The sequence below is a fragment of the Flavobacterium paronense genome (assembly GCF_030409795.1).
Lineage (GTDB): Bacteria > Bacteroidota > Bacteroidia > Flavobacteriales > Flavobacteriaceae > Flavobacterium > Flavobacterium paronense.
In genome coordinates this window covers 614,671-639,196 of record NZ_JAUFQN010000019.1, presented here as the reverse complement: position 1 = coordinate 639,196, position 24,526 = coordinate 614,671, and the positions used below count along the sequence as shown (strand labels likewise).

The window sequence follows — 24,526 nt, the reverse complement described above, 5'->3', positions numbered from 1 at the left end:
AAAACCAGATAAAATCACAAAAATATTGTCATAAATGACCTCTTAAACTATATTTGCCAAAAAAACATGCAACCCAAAGAATTACTAGACTTAGCAGCCACTTTCGGAAATCCGTTATATGTTTATGATGCCGATAAAATTGAATTGCAATACAATCGTTTGACTAATGCTTTCGCCAAGGTTGAAAAACTCCGCATTAATTATGCGATGAAAGCGTTGTCTAATATTTCAATACTTAAGCTATTGAAGAATTTAGGTTCCGGACTAGATACTGTTTCTATTCAGGAAGTGCAATTGGGTTTGCATGCCGGTTTTACTCCGAACAAAATCATTTTTACACCCAACGGCGTTTCCTTTGAAGAGATTGAAGAAGTAGCCAAAATGGGTGTGCAAATTAATATTGACAACCTTTCTATTTTGGAGCATTTTGGTACCAAATATCCTAAAGTTCCGGTTTGCATTCGTATCAATCCACACGTAATGGCTGGTGGAAACGAGAATATTTCAGTGGGTCATATTGATAGTAAATTTGGAATTTCTATTTATCAGATTCCGCATGTTTTAAGAATTGTTGAGAACACTAAGATGAACATCAACGGTATTCACATGCACACAGGTTCTGACATTTTAGATATTGAAGTATTCTTGTATGCTTCTGAAATTTTATTTGATGTTGCAAAACAATTTTTAGACTTAGAATTTTTAGACTTTGGCTCCGGATTTAAAGTGCCTTATAAAAAAGGGGATATCGAAACTAATATTGAAGAATTAGGTAAAAAACTAACCAAACGTTTTTTAGCTTTTGAAAAAGAATATGGTCGCGAATTAACTTTGGCTTTTGAACCAGGTAAATTTTTAGTAAGTGAAGCGGGTTATTTCTTGGCGAAAGTGAATGTGGTAAAACAAACTACATCGACCGTTTTTGCAGGAATTGACAGTGGTTTTAATCATTTGATTCGTCCGATGTTTTATGGTTCACAACACAGCATTGAAAACATATCTAACCCAAAAGGGAAAGAACGTTTTTATACTGTTGTAGGTTACATCTGCGAAACGGATACGTTTGCCAACAACCGCAGGATTGCCGAAATTCATGAAGGCGACACATTGTGTTTTAGAAATGCTGGTGCTTATTGTTTCTCGATGGCATCCAACTATAACTCACGATTTAAACCCGCGGAAGTATTATGGAAAAATGGCAAAGGGCATTTAATTAGAGAAAGAGAATCTTTTGAAGATTTACTGCAGAATCAGATCATGATTGATTTATAAAATGGTATCCCGCTTCGGTGGGATTTTTTATTGTTTGTAAGTTTTGTTTTGAGCATTGTATGTAAGGTGCTTTTTTAGTAAATTAGATTTTGAAAAAAATTGACTTGCGTGTAAATATGCAGTGTAAGATTTTAAACTACTATAATTACGAATAAAAGCATGAAAAAAATAATTACCTTACTACTTCTATTCTATTCCATTAACAGCTTTTCACAAATAGCAGAAAAGCAAGAGGATAATACAATATACAACACAGCCGGACTTGATGTAAAGCCTGAATTTCCGGGAGGATTAGACAAATTAAAATCTCTTATAAATGAAAGCTACCTAAAAAGTGAATTTGCATCGGAAAGAAAAGGAAAAGTATATGCTATGTTTGTCATAGAAAAAGATGGTTCGCTTAGTGATGTTAAAATTCTACGTGGAGTTGATACCGCCAAAGCCAATGTATTGATTCAAATTTTAAAAAGTCTACCCAAATGGAATCCTGGAAAACAGAACAAACAAATTGTTAGAGTGCTTTATGCGGTACAATTAGTTATTGGCAGATAAATAACAACATATTTTAGTAAAATTGGACAAAAACATATCCCAAAAACTATACGGTCTTGACCATTTACGTGCATTAGCCATTGTACTTGTTTTCCTTTTTCATTATTTCATCTTAACTGGTGGCCAACCTGAATGGTTACCAGATGTTGCGAAATTTGGTTGGACAGGAGTAGATTTATTCTTTGTGTTGAGTGGGTTTTTAATTTCGTCACAACTTTTTGAGCAACTAAAGCAAGGAGAAACTATTGCTCTTAAACCATTTTTTTTGAAACGATTTTTCAGAATTATTCCGGCTTTTTTGGTAACCCTTAGTCTTTATTTTTATTTCCCATTCTTTCGTGAAAAGGAAAGCTTGCCACCACTTTGGAAATTCTTGACTTTCACACAAAATTTTGGACTGAATATAAAAGATTTTGGAACATTTTCTCATGCCTGGTCACTTTGTGTAGAAGAACATTTTTATTTATTTCTTCCATTAATTTTACTTTTATTACAATTTACAAAGCGTACCAAAAGAGCGTATTGGATACTAATCGTCCTATTTGCATTTGGTTTTGCCATTAGAATTTACAGTTTTAACCAATTATATCTTCCAAAAGCTGCAGATGAGAATGCTTGGCTGTATTGGTACCAATACATTTACTATCCCACTTATAATCGTTTGGATGGGCTTTTAGTTGGCGTTTCTATAGCGGGAGTTTATACTTTTTTTCCAACCTTTTGGAACAAAATAGCTATTTATGGAAATGTATTTATTATTTTGAGTTTGGTAGTTTTGACTGGTGCATATTTTCTTTGCTATGACCAAATGACTTTTAACGCCTCTGTTTTTGGATTCCCGTTAATAGCTGTTGGTTATGGATTGCTGGTTATTGGCGCGGTATGTCCTTCAAGTTTTTTATTCAAATGGAATTCAAGAGTAACAACATTTGTTGCAACACTTTCCTATGCTATTTATTTGACTCATAAAGGCGTAATTCATATGACACATGAACTATTAAATGACTTTAAACTTGATTCCAATTTGATGCTTTTTATATGTATGGTAACGTGCGTAGGTTTTGCCTACTTGTTACACTTGTCGATAGAAAAACCATTTATGAAAGTAAGAAACCGAATAATAAACCAAAATAAAAACTTTTAATTTATTAATCATGCTAACACACATCAATCCAAAATTACCAATGCGTAATAAAGCTATTACTCGGAATTATTATGTAGACACATTAGGCTTCGAGATCTTTGGAAGCGCTGATTATGATGGTTATCTAATGGTACAAAAAGACAACATTCAAATTCACTTTTTTGAATTCGCAGCACTTGACCCAAACGAAAATTACGGGCAGGTTTATATTCGGGTTGATGGTATTGATAGCTTTTATCAAAACTTGCTAGACAAAAAAGTGAGGATTCATTCCAACGGTTATTTAGAAATAAAACCATGGGGACAAAAGGAATTCTCTTTACTTGACCCGGACCATAATTTATTGACGTTTGGGGAAAGTATATAATCCGATAGTCCGGAATTTCATTACGTGCAATTAGTAAGATTTGTAGTAAGCACTGATATAAATCCGCACTATCAAGTGTAATGATGAAAGATATTCTATTGTATTCCTTCTTCAAAAAAGGCACTATCTTCAGTAAACGCAAAATCATTTTCTGAAAAATCCAGAATTTCCGCCTTATGTGCATAATTAATAATTTCATCAATTCCTTTTTGCAACATAAGTTCTGTTGAATACTTTCGGCTATTAGCCAAGACCAAACCGTCTTTAGATAACCTAAAAAAATGTTTATTAGATGCCTTTCTGACTTTGGTAAAAGCAAAGAAAGTCATATTTTTTTTAATTGCCGAAATCATACTTTCACAATCTGATTTATGCTTACAAGCAATACTGGTAAAAATTATTTTTCCCTTTCTAGAGGTAAAAACAAACTTATAATCACCGTTATATCTTTTACTAATTACAAATGTACCCATAGTTAATTTTAAAATTTTAGACCACTAGTGCTGTAGTCTTTATTTATCTAAAATTTCAGTCAAGACTTGTGATTCTGTGCCATTTGGTAAAGTAATTTTTAGTTTTTGAGACAAAGTTGGTGCAATTTGAGTAATCACTTTTTTCTCGTGACATTCTCCTTTTTTGATATTCCAGCCATAAAACAATAGTGGCACATTAGTATCATAGCTGTAAGTAGTTCCGTGCGAAGTTCCGGTTGGTCCATATTCTATATAACCTGGTTTATCCAAAACAATCATATCTCCGTTTTGCGTGATGTCATAGCCTTTGGCAATACAATCCAAATGATAATCAGCTCCTGAATTGGCTAAAATCTCTTCTTCGGTATAAACTCGCTTTACGTAGTTTTGCGTCATTAAAAAGTCTTTAAAAGCTTGTTTTACCTTTATTAAATCCAAGCCTTTGGTTTTTATTTTTTCTTTATCAAAAAACAAATTGAAACTATCATATTTCAAGACTAAATCTTCTCCAAAAGTATCGGTCGAAAATTTCTTTAGATTTTTGGTTGCTTCCTTACTATCAATATTGGTTACATCGTATTTATTATCATTTAAGTAACGGGCATTTTCTGCTCCGGCATGATCTGCAGTCAGGAAAACTAGGTAATTTCCTTTTCCGACTGTTTTATCTAAATAACTCAAAAAGTCTGCAATGGTCAAATCCAAACGCAAATACGTGTCTTGTAATTCTATTGAACGTGGTCCAAGAATGTGCCCAACATAATCAGTAGAAGAAAAACTCACAGCTAAAAAATCGGTAATATTGTCTTTTCCTAAAGCTTCTTTTTCTATAGCTACTTTGGCAAAATCAGCCACATAATCATTTCCAAATGGTGTGGCTCTTAGAATACTTGGGTTATTTTTTTCGAGCATTGATTTTAAATCGTATGGAAAAACCGGCTTGTCTACTTTGTATAATTTGCCTTCATATGGATTATCATCTGGCAAACTTTCATCATAAGTTGCGACAGGTTTTAACAAATCCCAACCTTGATTGATATATTTCATATAACCCTTTTGCGTATTGAAATCGGTTACCCAATCCGGCAATATTGAACCATAAAACGAACTCGATATAAAGCTTCCAGTTTTGCTATACCAAAAAGCCCAATTGGCAAAATGTCCTGCAGGTAGAATGGCACCTCTGTCTTTCATACTAATGCCAATTACTTTTCCTTTAAAGTTGGTTGATAAGCGAAGTTCGTCTGTTATAGTAGTTGTTTGCAAATTTTTTGGTGACATTTCACCTTCTTCTTTACTGCCATCGCCAAGCGTTTTTACCGAAGCATCATCCGTACAATACACTTCCTTTCCTGCGCTTCTGCTGAACCATTCATTACTTACTATTCCATGAATAGCTGGAGTTGTTCCTGTATAAATTGAGGCGTGACCTGGTGCAGTATATGTTGGCATGTAATTATAATGCATGTTGTAAAATGTATAACCATCATTCATCAATCGTTTAAAACCATTTTCGGAAAAATCACTTTGAAAACGATAGAGATATTCCATTTTCATTTGGTCGACCACAATACCAACTACTAGTTTTGGTCTTTGTTGTGCTAATAGATTTGAAATAACAAATAAGAATACGAAAGGAAAATATTTTTTCATAAGTGCTGATGTGAGATACAAAAATACAGATTCAGAATGAATAGTTACAAAAAAAAAGCACACCGAACAAAGTGTGCATTTTACTAAAATTCCAAATATTTAATAACAACAACTAACTCCTATTTCAAAATCATAAACGTACATCTACGATTTGTGGCATGCTCAGCTTCGGTACAATCGTTTTTCGGGCAAATAATCAATGGTTTTGTTTCGCCATAACCTATAGAACGCAATCTTTTTCTATCGATTCCATTTTGCACAAGATATTCTAAAGCAGAAGCGGCACGTTTGTTTGACAACCTCAAGTTATAAACAGCCGAAGCACGTGAATCTGTATGTGAGCCAACTTGAATTTCCATGTATGGATATTTTTTCAATAAGCCAACCAAGACATCAAGTACTTGAGCTGCTTGTGGTTTGATATTCCATTTATCCAAATCGAAATAAATATTTTCTAATTCAATGAGCACCGTTCCGTCTTCTTTTTTGTTGATTATATCTTCGGCATCATAATACGACTCCACTTTCATCTGTAAATCGATGTAGACTTTTCCTTTTTGACTTGTATCAAATGTAGCTTCGGCCGGAATATAAAAATCTTTAAAAGCCATGATTTTGTATTTCTTGTTAGGTTCAGTATTGAAAGTGAAAGAACCGTCTTTTCCGACCAAAACTTCTTCCAGAAGATTACCATTTTCATCATATAATTTTACGGTTGCACCTGGCAAAAGTTCGGCTGATTTCATGTCTCGAACTTCGCCCTCTACAAGATACTGCTGTTTGTTATCTTCACGAATGAAGGTGTACAAATTATCATCCCCTGTTCTATTGGATGCAAAATAACCTTTATCATTTTTTTCATCTAAAATGAAATTAAAATCATCCATTTCGCTATTGATAGTCGAACCCAAATTAAGAGGTTTATCAAATTCTGAATCGCTAAGTTTTAAACTCATGAAAACATCAAGATTTCCATTGCCTTGGTGTCCGTCAGAAGCAAAATAAAGTGTTCCGTCTTCTGTTAGAAAAGGAAACTGCTCTCTTTGATTTGTATTAATAGTTTCCCCTAAATTTCTTGGTTGGCTGTAGGCCCCGTCTTCATTTACATCAACAACAAAAATATCCATTGAACCTAATGTTCCTGGCATATCGCTAGCAAAGTAAAGTTTCTTTCCGTCTTTTGTTAAGAAAGGATGTTCTACTGAATAGGTATCGCTTGAAAAAGGCAACATGGTAACGTTAGACCATTTACCATCAACAAATTCGGCTTTATAGATTTTAATCATTGCCACTTTTTCATCACCAACTTTTACCTGTTTTTCACCACTTCTATTGAAATACATGGTTTTCCCATCGGCACTAAATGTGGCGTTACTTTCGTGTTTTTTAGTATTAATAACATTTGAAAAAGGCTCCACTTTAACCAATTGACCTTTATCATCAACCGATGCCGAAAACAAATCAAGATAAGGTCTGTCATTCCAGCCATATGCTTTTTCTGCTGCATTTCTAACAGAAGCAAACACTACTTTATCGCCATAAAACGAAATTCCAAAATCACCATTGGTTTTGTTTTTTGTCATAATTTGCAACTTGAAACTATTTGGTGTGTTTCGGGTTACGTTCTTCATGAATTTTGGTGTGTTTTGTTCAAAACCTAAATATTCCGACATTAAAGCATCGCCTTTGTCAAAGTCTTTTGTTCCTTTCAAAGCATTAGCATATCTAAAAAACACCTCTTTTTTTACACTGTCTTTGAAGGTAAAAAATAGTTGTCCGTAGGCTCGAACTGCATTTGTCATTTGGAAATTGTAATAATAACAATCACCCAAATTTTGCAACACTTGTTTTGCTTGCTTTGTTTGAATTATTTGCTCATAAGCTTCAGCCGCTTTGACATAAGACTTACTTGCAAACAAAGAATTAGCTTGTTTAACACTAACTTTTTTCTGGGCAAAAAGAGTGGTGATGCTGCAAAAAACAAAAAGTATGTAGTAGAATTTTTTCATCATTTTCATTTTAAAAGAATCGTGGTGATTTATCATATCCTTTACCCGAAGAAAGTTTATTTAAATCTATATCAAATAGTAAAAAGACTTCGTGAGAACCTGAATTAAAAGCACCCAAATTGGAAAGTGTATAATCGTAAGAATATCCTATTCTGAGTGAAGGTGTTACATAAAAACTAGCCAATCCACTAACGGAATCACCCATTCTGTATCCAATTCCAGCTTCAAATTTATTGTTAATTAATACATTAGTTGTTAAATCTAATGAAACTGGTGCACCTTCAACTCCTTTTGCCATAAAAGCAGGTTTCAGTTTAAAATTGTCATTACCATTAAATGTAAATACATAGCCTCCAGTCAAGAAAAAATGAACTGATTCAACACCACTTCCGGCATGTCCGTTTATGGTTTCAATATGTCTTGAAGTCATTAAATTTGGTGTTGAAAAACCAACATAATAATTAGAACCAAACAAATAAGTCCCGGCACCAATATTAGGAAACGTTCGACTTATGTTATTTTGAAATGCAGGATCTGGCAATGGATCGGTATAAACAAATCCGTTGAAATTAGTATCAAATAACGTCACTCCTGCTTTTAATCCAAATGATAGTTTCGTATTTTCGTTTAACGGTAAAACATACGCAAAGTCAGCAAAAATATTGTTCTCTTTAACCACATCTCCTATTTCATCATGAACGACAGAAATGCCTATTTCTACTCTTTTGGAAAGTGGCTTGTGAGCAAAAAAGGTTTGAGTTGTTGGAGCACCTTTTATTCCAACCCATTGCGTACGATACAATCCACCTAAGTTTATTACATCGGCATTATCTGTGGCATAGGCAGGATTCATGACACTCATATTATACATATAGTGAGTAAACTGTGGATCTTGTTGTGCTCGTAATTTTGAAGTTAAAAAAACAACAAGTAGTACAAGAAGGTATTTAATAATTTTATGTTTCATATTTGCACTCATTTGTCCTTTATCTGTTTAGATATACTCTACCTTGAATAGCTTTTTTTATTCCGTCTTTGAAATCAAGAATATAGAAATAAACACCTGTTGGAAGTAATTTATCACCTAAGTTCAAACCACTTTCTGTTGTAGTTCCATCCCAATTTGATTTGTTTCTATTTCCAGTGTATATCAAACTTCCATAGCGATTGTATATTTCTAATTTGAAATTCGGAAATAAAATAGCTAGGTTCGGAATTTCAAATGTATCGTTGATTCCATCATTGTTTGGTGAGAATCCATCTGGAATTATAATATCAGTACAAATGGTAATTGTAACTTCTAATCTGACTGCACTTTCGCAACCACTTTCGGCAACTAAAGTGGCATAATAAGTTGTACCGTCTACTAATTCATCTGTACTTGTATAAGGAGTTCCTCCTGTTGGAGCATTATACCAAATTACTGTTGGTGTACCGACTATGTTGGCAGATAAATCCGCTATCGTTGGAATCGCAATTCCACAGAAAACATTTCCATCGGTAATTAATACTGGTGTTCCTAAAGTTGTTACAGTAAACGTAACCGGAGTAAAAAGTGTTCCTGAAATTCCACAAGTTGTAGTTGCTGAAATGAATTGATTTATTGTAATTGTAGTATCTCCAGCGTTGCTTAAATAAGTAGAAGGAATTGAAAATGTCGCCACACCAGCATTAAATGTTACCGATATTGTAGCTGTTCCACTATTCGCTCCTGATAATTGATACGTTATTGAATACGTTCCATCGGCTAAACTATTGGCTCCGGAAATTGTAACTACACTACCAAAATTAGTACACGTAGCTTGTGCAGAAACTGTAGCTCCAGTAACATTTGGAATTGGATTAATTGTAAAGTTAGCTGCCGCATTTTCACTAGCATTAGTACATCCAGTTGGTGCTATTATTCCAATAACTGTTAAAGTATAATTCCCAGCAGTTGTGAACGCTGTTGACGGAATTGTAAATTGTCCAACTCCAGAAGTTATAGTTAGATTTCCTGAATTTCCAGTGACTGGAGTAGCTCCGGGAATAGAATAATTAAATTGATATACTCCGTCTGGTAGATTTATGGCACTTGCAATATTTACTACTACATTGCTTCCAAAACAAACATTAGCAATACTTAGATTTGAATTATCAATATCTGCTAAAGGTCTGATTACAATTTGTGCTGCAACATTTACAATTGTATTAGCACAAGTAGTTGCATTATTAACAATATTTGTAAATGTAATTACTGTCGTTCCAACGTTTGGTATTAATACTGTTGGTATAGTAAAACTTCCTATTGTACCAGAAATAGTAACAATAACTGATTGATTAGCTGAAACATTACTTCCGTTTAAATCATAATTTATAGTGTACGTTCCATCAACCATTCCATTCAGATTCACAATAGCATTAGTTCCAATACATAAAGGAGATGTAGCAACATTTAAAGTCGTTAATTGTGGATTAGCTAAAACCGTAAACTGCACCACTTCTGTATCAGAACCACAAGTGTTTGTTACCGTATAAGTATAACTATAAGTTCCTGCAGTGAAGCTAATAATATTTATTGGAGATGTTACAACTTGTGAAGTACTATCTGTCCAAACTCCACCAGCATCTTCACCTGTTAGAAGTGTCGTTAAATCTATTATTCCTACTGATGGGCAAACAGAAGTTATCCCTGAAAATGTTCCTGCTGTTAGTGGGGAAACAACTGCAAAGGTAATATTTGCATCTTGACTAGTATTTGAACAACCTGATGTGGTGCTAATACTGCTAATTGTAATAGTATAATTACCAGTTGTTGCAAAAACTGAAGCTGGAATTGTGAACTGACCAATGCCTCCTGTTATTGTAACATCTCCAGAATTTCCAGTTGATGGTATTCCAGTTGGTATACTATAATCAAATTGATAAACTCCATCAGGTAGATTAGTTGCATTTGAAATATCAACTGTAGCAACACTTCCAATACAAATACTGGAAACAGCAATATTAGTGTTATCAACCTGTACTAATGGATTGATAATAATAGTTCCATTAGTATTTGTTAAATCTACTTGACAAGTTGTTGTTGAATTTTGGATAGTGTTGAACGTAATAGTAGTTGTGCCAGTATTCGGAACATTTGCTGTTGGAATAGTGAAACTTCCATTTCCGCCCGAAATTAAAACTGTCACATTCTGATTTGTGAGTGTATTACTTCCGCTTAAATCATAGTTCAAAATATATGCTCCATCTACCATTCCAGATAAATTGACAACAACATCTAAACCCACACAGAATGTATCAATGGCAATATTTGAAGAGGCTACTATTGGATTTTGTAAAACTGTAAATTGTACATCTTGAGTAGCTGTCCCACAAGAATTTGTTACCGAAAAAGTATAAGTATATGTTCCTTCTGAAAAGGTGCTAATATCGACAGGTGTAGTAACCGACCATGTACCACCAGCATCTTGACCTGTTAGTAAGGTATTTAAATCTATGCTTCCAACAGAAGTACATACAGGAGGTATGCTAATTGCTGTTCCTGCATTTGGTATAGGATTTACAATAACAGTTACAGTTGAAGTAGCATTCGCACAAGGAGAATTACCTAATACTGAATAAGTAAAATGATAGTTTCCAACTCCGACTGCAGATGGATTGAAAATATTATTCAACAATGCCCCAGTAGAATCATCATCATTCCAAGTTCCAGTATCTTGAGTTCCATCTAAACCTGTAGATAAATCAAGAGAAGTTATATCGGCGCATGAATTTAATGTCTGCCCAATACCACCACTATTTGGTGCTTGAATTATAGAAACAGTTACCGTTGAAGTTGAAGGTGTAATGCAAGTACTTCCAACAGTATAAGTATAAGTTCCTGCAATATCAACAGCTGGGTCAAAAACACCCGTTAAGCTAGTTAAAGTTGGCGACCATGTTCCTCCTGCTTGTGGTGTTCCTCCTAGAGAAAGAAACAAATCTTCCGAAGAACCGTTTGAACAAAAAGTTTTAGTTCCGTTTGTTCCAGCATCTGGAATTGGATTTACCGTAACAGAAATTGTGGCAAAATCATTAGAACAAGGTGCTGTTCCCGATAGCGTATAGACATAATTTCCCTGAGGATCGATAGCCGGATTAAAAATTCCTGTTCCGCTTTGCATTGCTGGTGACCAAGTTCCTCCTGGCTGAGCATTTGGTCCTAATAATAAAAATAAATCTTGAGAAGGATTATTAACACAAACTACAAGAGAATTATCAGTCCCGGCTTCTGGTCCATTTGTAACAACAACTGTAACAGTCGCAGTATCATCAATACAAGGTGAAATTCCTGTAATCGTATAAGTATAAGTTCCAGAAACATCAACTGCTGGATTAAATATTCCTGTTAAGCTATTTAATGCTGGTGACCATGTTCCTCCAACTTGTGGTGTCCCTAATAATGAATTAAATAAATCAACTGGATTTTGATTAGAACAAATATTCAATGTTCCGTCATTTCCAGCATCTGGAACTGGATTAATAACAACTGTTGTCTGTGTTGGTAAACTTGGACAAATTGAGGTTGCATCAGTAATGATTACACTATAAACACCTGCTGTACTTGTGGTAAACGTAGCCACATTACCAGGATTCGTTGCGCCTGATGGAACAGTCCAAACATAAGTATACGTTCCTGCTGGTGATGGTGTAGCCGTTACTGTAGCTGGTGTGCCCGCACAAACTGGTGGACTTGTTACTGTTACCGTTGGCGTTGGATTGATAACTACTGTAGTTTGACCAGGTAAACTTGGGCATGTCGTGGTGGTATTGGTGATAATAACACTATAAACGCCTGCTGTACTTGTAGTAAACGTAGCTACATTACCAGGATTCGTTGCGCCTGATGGAACAGTCCAAACATAAGTATACGTTCCTGCTGGTGATGGTGTAGCCGTTACTGTAGCTGGTATGCCCACACAAACTGGTGGACTTGTTACTGTTACCGCTGGCGTTGGATTGATAACTACTGTTGTCTGTGCTGGTAAACTTGGGCAGGTCGTGGTGGTATTGGTGATAATAACACTATAAACGCCTGCTGTACTTGTAGTAAACGTAGCCACATTGCCAGGATTGGTTGCGCCTGATGGAACAGTCCAAACATAACTATAGGTTCCTGCTGGTGTTGGTGTAGCCGTTACTGTAGCTGGTGTGCCCGCACAAACTGGTGGACTTGTTACTGTTACCGTTGGCGTTGGATTGATAACTACTGTTGTCTGTGCTGGTAAACTTGGGCATGTCGTGGTGGTATTGGTGATAATAACACTATAAACGCCTGCTGTACTTGTAGTAAACGTAGCCACATTACCAGGATTGGTTGCTCCAGATGGAACAGTCCAAACATAAGTATACGTTCCTGCTGGTGATGGTGCAGCCGTTACTGTAGCTGGTGTGCCAGAACAAACTGGTGGACTTGTTACTGTTACCGTTGGCGTTGGATTGATAACTACTGTTGTCTGTGCTGGTAAACTTGGGCATGTCGTGGTGGTATTGGTGATAATAACACTATAAACGCCTGCTGTACTTGTAGTAAACGTAGCCACATTGCCAGGATTGGTTGCGCCTGATGGAACAGTCCAAACATAAGCATACGTTCCTGCTGGTGATGGTGTAGCCGTTACTGTAGCTGGTGTGCCAGAACAAACTGGTGGACTTGTTACTGTTACCGTTGGCCTTGGATTGATAACTACTATTGTCTGTGCTGGTAAACTTGGGCATGTCGTGGTGGTATTGGTGATAACAACACTATAAACGCCTGCTGTACTTGTAGTAAACGTAGCCACATTACCCGGATTGGTTGCGCCAGATGGAACAGTCCAAACATAACTATAGGTTCCTGCTGGTGATGGTGTCGCGATTACTGTAGCTGGTGTGCCAGAACAAACTGGTGGACTTGTTACTGTTACCGTTGGCGTTGGATTGATAACTACTGTTGTCTGTGCTGGTAAACTTGGGCATGTCGTGGTGGTATTGGTGATAATAACACTATAAACGCCTGCTGTACTTGTAGTAAACGTAGCCACATTGCCAGGATTGGTTGCGCCTGATGGAACAGTCCAAACATAAGCATACGTTCCTGCTGGTGATGGTGTAGCCGTTACTGTAGCTGGTGTGCCAGAACAAACTGGTGGACTTGTTACTGTTACCGTTGGCCTTGGATTGATAACTACTATTGTCTGTGCTGGTAAACTTGGGCATGTCGTGGTGGTATTGGTGATAACAACACTATAAACGCCTGCTGTACTTGTAGTAAACGTAGCCACATTACCCGGATTGGTTGCGCCAGATGGAACAGTCCAAACATAACTATAGGTTCCTGCTGGTGATGGTGTCGCGATTACTGTAGCTGGTGTGCCAGAACAAACTGGTGGACTTGTTACTGTTACCGTTGGCGTTGGATTGATAACTACTGTTGTCTGTGCTGGTAAACTTGGGCATGTCGTGGTGGTATTGGTGATAACAACACTATAAACGCCTGCTGTACTTGTAGTAAACGTAGCCACATTACCAGGATTCGTTGCGCCTGATGGAACAGTCCAAACATAAGTATACGTTCCTGCTGGTGATGGTGTAGCCGTTACTGTAGCTGGTGTGCCAGAACAAACTGGTGGACTTGTTACTGTTACCGTTGGCGTTGGATTGATAACTACTGTTGTCTGTGCTGGTAAACTTGGGCAGGTCGTGGTGGTATTGGTGATAATAACACTATAAACGCCTGCTGTACTTGTAGTAAACGTAGCCACATTGCCAGGATTGGTTGCGCCTGATGGAACAGTCCAAACATAACTATAGGTTCCTGCTGGTGATGGTGTAGCCGTTACTGTAGCTGGTATGCCCACACAAACTGGTGGACTTGTTACTGTTACCGCTGGCGTTGGATTGATAACTACTGTTGTCTGTGCTGGTAAACTTGGGCAGGTCGTGGTGGTATTGGTGATAATAACACTATAAACGCCTGCTGTACTTGTAGTAAACGTAGCCACATTGCCAGGATTGGTTGCGCCTGATGGAACAGTCCAAACATAACTATAGGTTCCTGCTGGTGTTGGTGTAGCCGTTACTGTAGCTGGTGTGCCCGCACAAACTGGTGGACTTGTTACTGTTACCGTTGGCGTTGGATTGATAACTACTGTTGTCTGTGCTGGTAAACTTGGGCATGTCGTGGTGGTATTGGTGATAATAACACTATAAACGCCTGCTGTACTTGTAGTAAACGTAGCCACATTACCAGGATTGGTTGCTCCAGATGGAACAGTCCAAACATAAGTATACGTTCCTGCTGGTGATGGTGCAGCCGTTACTGTAGCTGGTGTGCCAGAACAAACTGGTGGACTTGTTACTGTTACCGTTGGCGTTGGATTGATAACTACTGTTGTCTGTGCTGGTAAACTTGGGCATGTCGTGGTGGTATTGGTGATAATAACACTATAAACGCCTGCTGTACTTGTAGTAAACGTAGCCACATTGCCAGGATTGGTTGCGCCTGATGGAACAGTCCAAACATAAGCATACGTTCCTGCTGGTGATGGTGTAGCCGTTACTGTAGCTGGTGTGCCAGAACAAACTGGTGGACTTGTTACTGTTACCGTTGGCCTTGGATTGATAACTACTATTGTCTGTGCTGGTAAACTTGGGCATGTCGTGGTGGTATTGGTGATAACAACACTATAAACGCCTGCTGTACTTGTAGTAAACGTAGCCACATTACCCGGATTGGTTGCGCCAGATGGAACAGTCCAAACATAACTATAGGTTCCTGCTGGTGATGGTGTCGCGATTACTGTAGCTGGTGTGCCAGAACAAACTGGTGGACTTGTTACTGTTACCGTTGGCGTTGGATTGATAACTACTGTTGTCTGTGCTGGTAAACTTGGGCATGTCGTGGTGGTATTGGTGATAACAACACTATAAACGCCTGCTGTACTTGTAGTAAACGTAGCCACATTACCAGGATTCGTTGCGCCTGATGGAACAGTCCAAACATAAGTATACGTTCCTGCTGGTGATGGTGTAGCCGTTACTGTAGCTGGTGTGCCAGAACAAACTGGTGGACTTGTTACTGTTACCGTTGGCGTTGGATTGATAACTACTGTTGTCTGTGCTGGTAAACTTGGGCAGGTCGTGGTGGTATTGGTGATAATAACACTATAAACGCCTGCTGTACTTGTAGTAAACGTAGCCACATTGCCAGGATTGGTTGCGCCTGATGGAACAGTCCAAACATAACTATAGGTTCCTGCTGGTGATGGTGTAGCCGTTACTGTAGCTGGTGTGCCCGCACAAACTGGTGGACTTGTTACTGTTACCGTTGGCGTTGGATTGATAACTACTGTTGTCTGTGCTGGTAAACTTGGGCATGTCGTGGTGGTATTGGTGATAATAACACTATAAACGCCTGCTGTACTTGTAGTAAACGTAGCCACATTACCAGGATTGGTTGCTCCAGATGGAACAGTCCAAACATAACTATAGGTTCCTGCTGGTGATGGTGCAGCCGTTACTGTAGCTGGTGTGCCAGAACAAACTGGTGGACTTGTTACTGTTACCGTTGGCGTTGGATTGATAACTACTGTTGTCTGTGCTGGTAAACTTGGGCATGTCGTAGTGGTATTGGTGATAATAACACTATAAACGCCTGCTGTACTTGTAGTAAACGTAGCTACATTACCAGGATTGGTTGCGCCTGATGGAACAGTCCAAACATAACTATAGGTTCCTGCTGGTGATGGTGTAGCCGTTACTGTAGCTGGTGTGCCAGAACAAACTGGTGGACTTGTTACTGTTACCGTTGGCTTTGGATTAATAGAAATAGTAACGGTAGAAATATCTGTTGCACATAAAGCAGAAGAAACTGTATAAGTAAAAACATAAGGACTTCCTATTAAAGTCATAGTAGACACATCAACAGTTCCTTGAGAACCATTGGTAGTAGTAATTGGCCCTGTCCAAACACCAGTATTATCTGGAGTTCCGCCTAACAGATTAAACAAATCGAAAGGAGCTGTTGATGAGACTTGATCTATACATATGCCTCTATTCCCATCACTACCCGCATCATTAGGTTCATAAATATTTACTAAAACATCAAACCTAGTACTGCTCTCACATGGAGGATCAATTGTAGTAGCATAATAATGTTGTCCATTTACTAATGGCGTAGTTAAATCTAATGGAATTCCAAATGCTGATGTTAAATACCAATTATTATTACCTGATGCAACTAAATCAGCAACTGTATGTGGACTATTATTACAAAATTCTTGTGTTGAGTTTCCAGTTGGCACCGGAACTAATCCAACATTTACAAACAATTGCAACCTTGATGTTTCACAACCCGTATTAGGATTAGTTTGACTGATGTAATAAATCGTATTATCTGTTAATTGAGCCGTATTAGAAAGCGCTGTTCCTCCAGACGGGGTAGTATACCATTTTAAGTTATTTCCAACAATTGCAAATTGAGGATTAGTTGGAGTTGCTTGACTTAAACTAGTTACACAAACTCCTTGAAAGTTAGCTCCAGTTGGCGCAGAATAAACTGTAACTATAACGCTTTGCCTCGTTCCACAAGTTCCTGTATTATCATCAGCAAAATAATCTTCACCACTTATTAAACTTGTTGCATTTGTCAAAGCAGTTGTTGAAGTTGCTGTAGCATACCATTTTATTCCACCACCATTATCAGTAGCAACAAGACTAGCTATTGTAGGTGATTGACTATCGCAAAATGACTGGTTTGCATTTGTAACAGTGGGACATTGAGAATATAAAGAATTATTATACCCAAAAAGAGATACTAATAAAACAATGTAAGCAAAATAATTTTTAACAAGAGTAGTAATTCTCATAAGCAATTCAATTTTAAACAATTCTTCACTAATTGAAAGTATACTTATTATTAAACCTACATTTCACTAAAAATAAAATGATTTAAATTGATTTTAACAGTATACACCAAAGCAAAAAATGCTTCCACTATATTACTCATAATAACAGTATCGATAATTGACTTATTAAAATGTTATAAACAAATTAATCAACATTAACATTCATAACTTATTATATTAAAATATGATTAACTCTTTGAAATATATAACATTAAACATAACTAAATCTCAACTTTAAAGTTATTAATAAATTATTTTCTATTTCTAAAATAAAAAATTGTTAATAAGTTTACATATGATTGCAGACCCACTAACAACAATTTGTAAAATTAAAATATATTTAAAATGGTCTAAGCTGCATATCTTTTGAAACCATTTCAAATTCTTGAATTACCTCATTAATTATGGAATCTACCGATTTAATTTCATGAATTAATCCAGCAACCTGACCTATTTCTAATTCCCCTTCAACTAAATCTCCTTCGAACATTCCTTTTTTTGCTCTTGCTCTTCCTAATAATGCTTTTAATTCTTCGGGCGTTGGGCATTTGGCATATAACTCTTGGATATCATTGTAAAATTTATTTTTTATCAATCGTACCGGAGCTAATTCTTTCAAAGTTAATTGGGTGTCTCCTTCTTTTACATTAAGAATTGTTTTCTTATAATTTTCATGAGAAGAACTTTCGTAAGATGCCGCAAATCTTGAACCCATTTGAACACCATCTGCACCCAATACCATTGCCGCCAACATTCCTCTTCCCGTGGCAATTCCTCCTGCTGCAATTAGCGGTATATTTATTTGTTCTTTTACCATCGGAATTAAAGTTAACGTGGTTGTTTCTTCTCTCCCATTGTGTCCACCAGCTTCAAATCCTTCAGCAACAATTGCATTAACTCCAGCTTCTTGGGCTTTTAAAGCAAATTTGGAACTGCTCACAACATGAACAACGGTTATTTCATTTTCTTTTAAATAACTTGTCCAAGTTTTTGGATTTCCTGCTGAAGTAAAAACTATTTTCACCTTTTCTTCAATAATAATTTGGATGATTTCTTCAATATTGGGATATAACATTGGCACATTAACCCCAAAAGGTTTATCGGTAGCTTTTTTGCATTTTTGAATATGCTCACGCAAAACATCAGGATACATAGAACCGGCACCTATCAACCCTAAACCACCAGCATTACTAACGGCACTCGCTAATTTGTATCCGCTATTCCAAATCATTCCTCCTTGGATAATTGGGTATTTAATATTGAAAAGTTTTGTGATTTTATTCATTTAAACTGAATGTTTCAAATTTAATTTCTAATAATTTTTCCCGTTTGCACAAATGAATTACTATAAATTTTATAAAAGTAAATCCCAGAATTCAAATTTGTCATTGAAAGTGTTGTATCAGTATTTTGAATCGTTTTTTGAAAGACTATTTGACCCATAACATTGTAAAAACTAATGTTTGCTTCAATAAAAGCGGTTGGGAATGAAATAAAAAGTTTATCAGAAACTGGATTGGGATATACTAAAAACCTTCCTTTAGTTGAATCATTGATTGAAAGTTGTACCGAATTTAAAGCCGATTGAAAATCAGGAATCCCGTAACCGTATTGATTTGTTGGATTAGCATATCTATCCGCAGATTGTTTTACAAAATCTACAACTTGCTGGTTGGTTAAATTTGGAACCGCTTGCCAAAAACTAGCAATTGCACCTGCCATTATTGGTCCGGAAAATGATGTGCCACTTGCGGTTCCAACAGTTCCAGCCACCGTAGCAACGACCGCACTTTGGCCTTGAGCCATAACATCAGGTTTAATTCTTCCGTCAAATGACGGCCCTATAGAACTAAAAGAAGCATAAACTTCATCAGACTTTACAGCACCAATTGCCAATACATTAATAGCATCGGCAGGAACTGCTATATGTGGGTTTAACGGACTACTACCTGAATTTCCAGCACTTGCGACACAAATCATTCCACGACTGAAAGCAATATCTGCCCCTTTAGAAATAAAAGATGTTGTTCCATTCATGTCGCTATAGGTATAACTATAATTAGGATTGTCATAGTCAAAATAACCTAAAGAAGTGGTAATAATGTCAACTCCTAAACTATCCGCCATTTCAGCTGCTTCTACCCAATTACTTTCTTCAATTGGATTTTCTGTATCGGCATCTTCAGTGATAAATAAATAATAGTTTGCATCGGGAGCTGTTCCTACTAATTGACTTGCTTGAAATCCGCCCATCGTTGATAAAACTAGAGTTCCGTGCGAGTTTCGTGTGTAAAAATCAGAATTTCTATCAACAAAATTATAACCTCCAAGAATTTGATTGTTATCTCTTAATCTTTGAAATGGTGGTGCAACATCAACACTTGGAAAACCTGCATCCATAACCGCTATTATTTTTCCGGAACCAGTAAAATTTTGTTGATGCAACAAGTTGGCATTCAACATCTGTATTTGATTAGTTGAATTCCCATAATCAAAGATGGTAGTGGTTTCTAAAACCTTATTCACTGCATTTATACCACTTATTTTTGAGCTCTTTTTCATTTTACCAGAAGTATTTAAACTTCTATCAGCAAAATAAATATGGTCTACAAAAGATAGTGATGCTAAGTTTTGAATATCATTAATAGCACCTCGAACATGAACCGCATTAAACCATTTCGATTTGGCTTTCACTTCAATTCCAGAGGCTGCAATAATTTGGTCAACATAGGGTTGATGAATTGGAACATCCTTACTATCAAGTGCAATATTTTGATTGGTTCTTCTGTCTAAAGAACGCTGAGAAAGCATTTGTAAAGGATTATCAAAATAAAATTGTGCATTTGGTTTATCTTTAAAATAAACCCAGGCATCTTCTTGAGAATAACCACAGAAACTTAAAAGAAAAAAGGCAATAAAGAAAAGTTTATTCATAGCATTTGCTCATTGAGAATGCTAATTTATGAAATTACTCCTGAACCAACTAATTCATCATCAATATTCCAAGCTACAAATTGTCCTTCAGTAATTGCCGATTGTGGTTCGTCAAAAGACACATATAAACCGCTTTCAAATTGATATAAAGTAGCTTTTTGTAATGCTTGACGGTAACGAATACGTGCCATTACCATTAAAGAATCTCCATCTTTTAAAGCTAAATCTTCTCGAATCCAATGAATTTCTGAAGGCTGTACTCTCAATGTTTTTTTAAATAAGCCAGGATGATTTTGGCCCTGACCCGTATAAATTGCATTTGATTTAACATCGGTAGCAATTATAAAAAGTGCTTCTTTTGTTCCGCCTACATTTAATCCTTTTCGTTGCCCAATAGTAAAATAGTGTGCGCCTTGATGTTTACCAACTACTTTTCCGTTTTCTGGCGAATATGAAATTCCTTTTGACTCAAAAGCCAACTGTTCTTCTAACGAATTGAAAATTGGTTGCTCTTGATTATAGATAGAATTATCAGCATCAATTTCGTAAATCAATCCTTCTTTGGGTTGCAATTGTTGTTGCAAAAACTCAGGCAAACGAACTTTTCCAATAAAGCACAAACCTTGTGAGTCTTTCTTTTCGGCTGTGACCAAATGTAATTTTGCAGCTATTTCACGAACTTCAGGTTTGGTCAATTCTCCAATTGGAAACAACGATTTAGCCAACTGTTCTTGCGATAATTGACATAAGAAATAAGATTGATCTTTGTTACCGTCATTTCCGGCGAGTAATTGATATGTTGGTTTACCATTTACTTCAATTTCACCTTTTCTGCAATAATGTCCTGTGGCAACATAATCAGCACCCAGACTTAAGGCAATTTTCATAAAAACATCAAACTTAATTTCGCGATTGCACAATACATCTGGATTTGGAGTGCGTCCTAATTTATATTCGTTGAACATATAGTCGACGATTTTTTCTTTGTATTGTTCACTCAAATCAACGGTTTGGAAAGGGATTCCTAATTTTTCAGCTACCAAAAGTGCGTCGTTGCTGTCTTCTAGCCATGGACATTCATTGGAAATAGTAACCGAGTCATCATGCCAGTTTTTCATAAAAAGACCTATAACTTCATAGCCTTGCTCTTTTAAAAGATAAGCAGCAACACTCGAATCAACACCACCGGAAAGTCCAACAACAACTCGTTTCATTATAACAAAAAATTTGCGGTAAAGTTACCGCAAATTCTGTAAAATTAAATAGTATTATATCAGTTATAACAATCCCAACCTAAACAAAACTTATTTACCTCCCAAGCTTATTTTTAAAATCATCATCTGACTTATCTCCGGGTTTATCTTCTGGCTTAACCTCAATTTTAACGTCAGATTGATTTGGCATTTTTGGTTTTTTAAAATTTTTGTTTTGGAAATTCATATTAACATCCTTTAATTTCCCTTTTACAAGCATTTTCCACATGCCAACTTTCTTTCCATTTTTAAAAAGTCCTTGTGCACAAATTTGATTATCAACATTTCTAAAAACAGCCAATCCATCGTATTCTCCATTTTTATAAATTGATTCTTCGAGCACTGTTCCATTTTCGGCATAACTTTTATAAGTCCCGTTTTTAATTCCGGCCTTATAAGTAGTTTCTTCAGCTATTTCAGAGCTTTTGTAGTAAACTTTTCTAATTCCTTCAAGCTTACCATTTAAATAATGCTCATTTGTCATAACAGTTGGCAAATCTTCATGGTAATATTTCCAGTCACCTTCAAACTGTTTGTTGACCACTTTACCTTCACTTACTTTATTCTTATTTTGATTATAAAAAATAGTGTAGCACGAATTGTCTTTAGGATCAAATTCTCTTGTAGCGATTATTGTTCCTGCTTTGGTATCATCAAAAAATTTGAACATTCCTACTTCAATCCCATGTTCAAAAACACCTTCATAACGAGGCCGTTTTGACTCTTCATATATGCCTTTCCAAACTCCATTTTTTTTGCCGTTTTGATCAAATTTATTGATGTCTTGGGCAAAAGCCGAAAATGAAATTAACAAAATTATCAATATATGTTTCATGTGAATGTTTAATTATTTGTGAAAATATGAAAACTTAATTACAAAGTTAAATTTATATAGTAAACGAAAAAATCTAATCTTTAGTATAAATGATATATTATTAGTTCTTGAAAAATAAATTTTAAGATTTTATTAGCAATAATAAATAAATTTTATATTTTTGGATAAACTTTAAAAAAATTAAAATGAAGAATTTATTGAGAAATTTTACTTTAGTAGCAATCTCTTTTCTAGCGTTTTCATGTGCTGATGAGGAAAATAAAAATTTACCATCTACGTCAATTGCAAAAATTATTGCAGTAACTCCTGAATTTAGCTCATTGAAAGAAGCATTAGATATAACTGGATTGACTTCTACATTTGAAGAAGCTGGTGATTACACTGTTTTTGTTCCAACAAATGATGCTTTTGATGCAGTACTTGGAGGTTTAACAGTAGAAGAATTCGACACTGCTAATCCCGGAGTTTTAGAAGCTGTTTTAAAATATCATGTTTTAGGTGCTAGAGTATTATCTACAGATTTAACAAATGGTCAAGAAGCGGCTACATTACAAGGTCAGAATATTACAATTAGTCTTGTTCCAAATATTTATTATCCTGAATTAGATCCTGATTTAGGTACTTATGAAGAAAAAAGTATTTTTATTAATGGTTCAAGAGTTTTTGCTAGAGATGCGAAATGCTCAAATGGTATTATTCATGTAATTGATGCTGTATTACTTCCAGCAATTGCTGGTTAATCGTCAAACATTTTTTATATAAAAAAGGCTTCTCATTTGAGAAGCTTTTTTTATGACCCTAATTCTAAAGCTCTATCGTTGGTTGCTTTAACATCTTCACTACTTTTTTCTTGATTTCAAAAACATACTCTTTGCTAAATATTATACTTAGATATTATTTCCTGTAAACTAACTCTATATCTCTTCATCTTCACCTACATTATTCTTATTTTGTTTAAGATATTTTGTTTAACTCATCGAAATATTACCAAACAAAAAACTACAGATAAATCAATGAATTTATTATAATTAGCTGATTTATAACTTAAACAATAGCGTTAAATTTTTCATAAATCTTATTTTGTTTAATAAATAATGTTTTTTGTTAAACAATTATAATATAGCTTTGTATTAAACATTAAACAAAAACACTATGAAAAAATTAACAAAAATTATCGGAATTGCTTTTTTATCGCTAACAATATTCTCGTGCAGTAGCGATAGCGACAGTCAGCCAACCATTGTTGACATTGCATCAGGAAACTCAGACTTTTCAACTTTGGTAACTGCCTTAAACAGAACAGGTCTAACGGCTACATTAGACGGCAGTGGTCAATTTACAGTATTTGCACCAACCAATACTGCTTTTCAAAATTTTTTCGCAACTCTTGGTCCTTCAGTTACAGTTGAGAATGTAGATGTTGATGTACTGAAGAAAGTTTTATTGAATCATGTTATTGGCTCTGAAATTAAAAGTAGTGCTATACCTGAATCAACTTATGTTTCAACTTTATCTCCTTTTAGTACTGCTACGAATGCCCCAACAATAAGTATGTTTGTACAAAAATCTGGAAATACAGTTACAATAAATGGAGGTTCATCAAATGGCGGGACAACAGTAACAACCGCAGATCTAGATGCTAGTAATGGTGTAATTCATGTTGTAGGTAATGTTATAGCTATTCCAACTATTAAAAACCACGCAATTGCGAATCCTAATTTTAGCACATTAACAAGTTTATTAGTTGCTCAAGGTTTAGTTCCAACTCTTGATGGCACAGAAGGTTCGCCATTTACGGTATTTGCTCCTATTAATACTGCTTTCGATACTGCTACTTTAGCTCTATATGGTAGTTTAGATTCTACTAACAAAACCGCTGTTTTATTGTATCATGTAGTTGGTGGTGTGAATGTTCGTTCCAATGCTATTCCTGCTGGAAATATAACAACTTTACAAGGACAAACATTTAGTATAACTGGTACTTCCATTGATGATGCAGGCTCTACTGTGAATAAAAATATAATCCTTACTGATGTACAATGTTCTAACGGAATTGTACACGCAATTGATAAAGTTTTATTGCCAAATCTAAACTAATTCGAAAATGCTATGAAGAAGAGAAAGTG

At 35.7% G+C, this 24,526-nt stretch carries 15 protein-coding genes; 6 read left to right on the top strand and 9 right to left on the bottom strand.

The features are described 5' to 3' along the window. Positions 1-66: 66 nt before the first annotated feature. The 4 genes from lysA (at position 67) to QWY90_RS04400 (ending at position 3,335) form a co-directional block, all read left to right on the top strand. Positions 67-1,272 carry a diaminopimelate decarboxylase gene (lysA, locus tag QWY90_RS04415; RefSeq protein ID WP_290284648.1) on the top strand — a complete coding sequence of 402 codons (1,206 nt, stop codon included), beginning with the start codon at positions 67-69 and terminating at the stop codon, positions 1,270-1,272. Between the two features lie 159 nt (positions 1,273-1,431). Then, on the top strand, positions 1,432-1,824 hold the full coding sequence (locus QWY90_RS04410) for an energy transducer TonB (RefSeq protein ID WP_290284647.1): 393 nt from the start codon (positions 1,432-1,434) through the stop codon (positions 1,822-1,824). A gap of 22 nt (positions 1,825-1,846) precedes the next feature. Next, positions 1,847-2,968: an acyltransferase family protein gene (locus tag QWY90_RS04405; protein ID WP_290284646.1), complete on the top strand. Its 1,122-nt coding sequence runs from the start codon at positions 1,847-1,849 to the stop codon at positions 2,966-2,968. Between the two features lie 10 nt (positions 2,969-2,978). Next, positions 2,979-3,335 (top strand): bleomycin resistance protein, encoded by a 357-nt coding sequence (locus QWY90_RS04400; RefSeq protein ID WP_290284645.1) that lies wholly within the window; start codon positions 2,979-2,981, stop codon positions 3,333-3,335. A 95-nt stretch (positions 3,336-3,430) separates the two neighbouring features. On the opposite strand, the gene QWY90_RS04395 is transcribed toward QWY90_RS04400, so the two are convergent. The 9 genes from QWY90_RS04395 to QWY90_RS04355 form a co-directional block, all read right to left on the bottom strand. Beyond that, the gene (locus QWY90_RS04395) at positions 3,431-3,808 is read right to left on the bottom strand and encodes a YegP family protein (protein ID WP_290284644.1); all 378 of its coding nucleotides are present in this window, start codon (positions 3,806-3,808) and stop codon (positions 3,431-3,433) included. 39 nt (positions 3,809-3,847) lie between these two features. Further along, positions 3,848-5,461 (bottom strand): alkaline phosphatase PafA, encoded by a 1,614-nt coding sequence (gene pafA / locus QWY90_RS04390; RefSeq protein ID WP_290284643.1) that lies wholly within the window; start codon positions 5,459-5,461, stop codon positions 3,848-3,850. Between the two features lie 119 nt (positions 5,462-5,580). Then, entirely contained in the window at positions 5,581-7,470 is a 1,890-nt protein-coding gene (locus QWY90_RS04385; RefSeq protein ID WP_290284642.1) for an OmpA family protein, read from the bottom strand. A gap of 10 nt (positions 7,471-7,480) precedes the next feature. Next, positions 7,481-8,437: a PorP/SprF family type IX secretion system membrane protein gene (locus QWY90_RS04380; protein WP_290284641.1), complete on the bottom strand. Its 957-nt coding sequence runs from the start codon at positions 8,435-8,437 to the stop codon at positions 7,481-7,483. 19 nt (positions 8,438-8,456) lie between these two features. Further along, the gene (locus QWY90_RS04375) at positions 8,457-17,339 is read right to left on the bottom strand and encodes a T9SS type B sorting domain-containing protein (protein ID WP_290284640.1); all 8,883 of its coding nucleotides are present in this window, start codon (positions 17,337-17,339) and stop codon (positions 8,457-8,459) included. A gap of 379 nt (positions 17,340-17,718) precedes the next feature. Beyond that, complete coding sequence (locus tag QWY90_RS04370) at positions 17,719-18,663, bottom strand: NAD(P)H-dependent flavin oxidoreductase (protein ID WP_290284639.1); 945 nt, start codon at positions 18,661-18,663, stop codon at positions 17,719-17,721. 20 nt (positions 18,664-18,683) lie between these two features. Further along, entirely contained in the window at positions 18,684-20,312 is a 1,629-nt protein-coding gene (locus QWY90_RS04365; protein WP_290284638.1) for a S8 family serine peptidase, read from the bottom strand. A gap of 26 nt (positions 20,313-20,338) precedes the next feature. Further along, complete coding sequence (gene mnmA, locus QWY90_RS04360) at positions 20,339-21,526, bottom strand: tRNA 2-thiouridine(34) synthase MnmA (protein WP_290284637.1); 1,188 nt, start codon at positions 21,524-21,526, stop codon at positions 20,339-20,341. A 94-nt stretch (positions 21,527-21,620) separates the two neighbouring features. Continuing rightward, a complete protein-coding gene (locus QWY90_RS04355) occupies positions 21,621-22,400 on the bottom strand; it encodes a toxin-antitoxin system YwqK family antitoxin (RefSeq protein WP_290284636.1) in 780 nt (259 codons plus the stop codon). Between the two features lie 185 nt (positions 22,401-22,585). Between QWY90_RS04355 and QWY90_RS04350 the strand changes: the two genes are divergently transcribed. Then, on the top strand, positions 22,586-23,140 hold the full coding sequence (locus tag QWY90_RS04350; protein WP_290284635.1) for a fasciclin domain-containing protein: 555 nt from the start codon (positions 22,586-22,588) through the stop codon (positions 23,138-23,140). Between the two features lie 412 nt (positions 23,141-23,552). Next, a complete protein-coding gene (locus QWY90_RS04345) occupies positions 23,553-24,497 on the top strand; it encodes a fasciclin domain-containing protein (protein ID WP_290284634.1) in 945 nt (314 codons plus the stop codon). Positions 24,498-24,526 lie beyond the last annotated feature (29 nt).